This is a genomic window from Bradyrhizobium sp. 160, from assembly GCF_023073735.1.
Taxonomy (GTDB): domain Bacteria; phylum Pseudomonadota; class Alphaproteobacteria; order Rhizobiales; family Xanthobacteraceae; genus Bradyrhizobium.
The window spans coordinates 1-1,785 of the sequence record NZ_JADPKD010000009.1; the positions used below are offsets into that span (position 1 = coordinate 1).

Annotated in this window: 2 protein-coding genes; both read right to left on the reverse strand. The window is 64.6% G+C overall.

The window, feature by feature from the left end; genetic code table 11:
• Positions 1-431, reverse strand: a 431-nt coding sequence (locus IVA98_RS05785; RefSeq protein ID WP_247354446.1) for an ATP-binding protein, incomplete at its 3' end; no start/stop codon positions are given.
• On the reverse strand, positions 431-1,675 hold the full coding sequence (istA, locus tag IVA98_RS05790; protein WP_346657687.1) for an IS21 family transposase: 1,245 nt from the start codon (positions 1,673-1,675) through the stop codon (positions 431-433). The genes IVA98_RS05785 and istA, both read right to left, overlap by 1 nt.
• Positions 1,676-1,785 lie beyond the last annotated feature (110 nt).

The following is a 1,785-nucleotide window of genomic DNA, read 5'->3' on the forward strand; positions in this document are numbered from 1 at the left end:
TGCGCAACGACAGTCGTGGCTGCGACGAACTGAACGGAATGCCCAGCCAGGATCGCTTCGCGACCAAGAGCGACCGCAAGATGCGTCTTGCCAACGCCAGGTGGCCCAAGCAGCAACACGTTCTCGCCATTGGCAATCCAGCGGGCGCTCGCAAGCTCGCGTATCTGCTTGGGATCCAGCGAGGGCTGGGCCGAGAAGTCGAAGCCCGACAAATCGCGAACGAACGGGAAGCGAGCAAGTTTGAGCGTCATCTCGACGCGCCGCTCATCCTTGCGGGCGATCTCGCGCTCGCACAGCAGCACCAGGGTCTCGCGTAGGCTCAGCTCTTGCCGGCCGGCCTCATCCAACAGCCCATCCAGCTGGTCGCGGACAGCCGTCAGCTTTAGGCGCGTCAGCATATCACTAAGGCGGTCGGGGACAATGGCTCGCATCAGAAGCCCCCTCCCACAATCGCTTCGTACTCGCCGAGCGGCCGCAGCAGCGTCGGCGACGGCGGCGCGACAGGCGATAACGCGAGATCGCCAGCACGACTCGGTTTAAAGCCAGTCAGGCCCTCAAAGTGTTTAGGGTCGACGACGCGACGGCGACGGCCGACACAGATCGGATGAGCGGCCACCTCATGGATCCCGTGATGGATGCACACCACGCCATCGGCGATCGTCGCTCTCACCGTCTCGCCGATCAGCCGCCATGGCACAGAGTAGGCGTTGCCATCGATCTCGACCGCGCAGTCGGCCTGCACGCGACGGATCAGTTCACGTGCGGCCTGGAAGGGCGGCCTGCCGGCGATGGGCTTCAACGCATGCGCCTCAGCGCGCCTGAAGCGCTCAATCGGTACTTCGCCCGTCGTGCCATGCTGGCGTAGGTCGGCGATCTCCCGCGTCCAAGCCTCAAGGTGCGCCTCAAAGGCCTCCCAGCTCGGGAAGGTGCGGCCGGCGACCGCATTCCGCTTGACGTAGCCGACGCCATTCTCGGTCTTGCCCTTGGTGCGGGCTCGATATGGCGCGCAGGCCCGTGGCCGGAAGCCCCAGTGCTTGGCAAACGCGGTCAGCTTGTCATTAAACACGACGGTGCGCGTCGCGGCATCGTGTTCCACGACCAGCGCACGCGCATTGTCGAACAGCACCTCGTCGGGCACGCCGCCAAACTTCACGAAGGAGCTTTCCAAGCCATCGAACCAGCTCTCTTGCCGTTCGTTGCGGAATGCCCTGACATGGTGCCGGCGCGAGTAGCCCAACGTGGCGACGAACAGGTAGGCGCGAACCTTGCTACCGCCGATCTCGACCAGCCGCTCGCCAAAATCGATCTGCAGCTGTTTGCCGGGCGGTGTCTCGAACCGCACCGTCGCACGCGCCTCGGCCGCAAGCTCCTGGCGATAGCGCTGGACGGCCCGCTCGACCGTGCGCAGGCTGACGATGATGCCTTTCTCGGCTGCCAGCTCCTGGCGGATCACGTCGGCATTGCCGTGGTGCTGCCGTAGGCGCTCCTTGAGCCAGATCTCCTGGCCATCGAGTGCCTTTTTGCGGTGCGGCTGCCGATACGGCGTCCAGCCGCCAGCCGCCACGTAGTCCTTCACCGTGTTGCGGCTAATCCCAAGCTCCCCGGCAATCCGTTTACTACCCCACCCCAGCTCCTTGAGCCGGAGTATCGCCGAAACCTCGTCCGGCTCCAGCATGGCCTCCCTCCGCGGATCTTTGAACCGCAGAGGACCTGAACTGAGTCGCTGCATAAAACCCCCGTTCTGACCGTGTCGCGAGGGGGTCAATTCCTCGTGTCGTCAGGGGG

Excerpts from the sequence above, each read along its gene's own strand:
- istA (WP_346657687.1), bottom strand. The coding sequence starts at position 1,675 with ATGCTGGAGCCGGACGAGGTTTCGGCGATACTCCGGCTCAAGGAGCTG.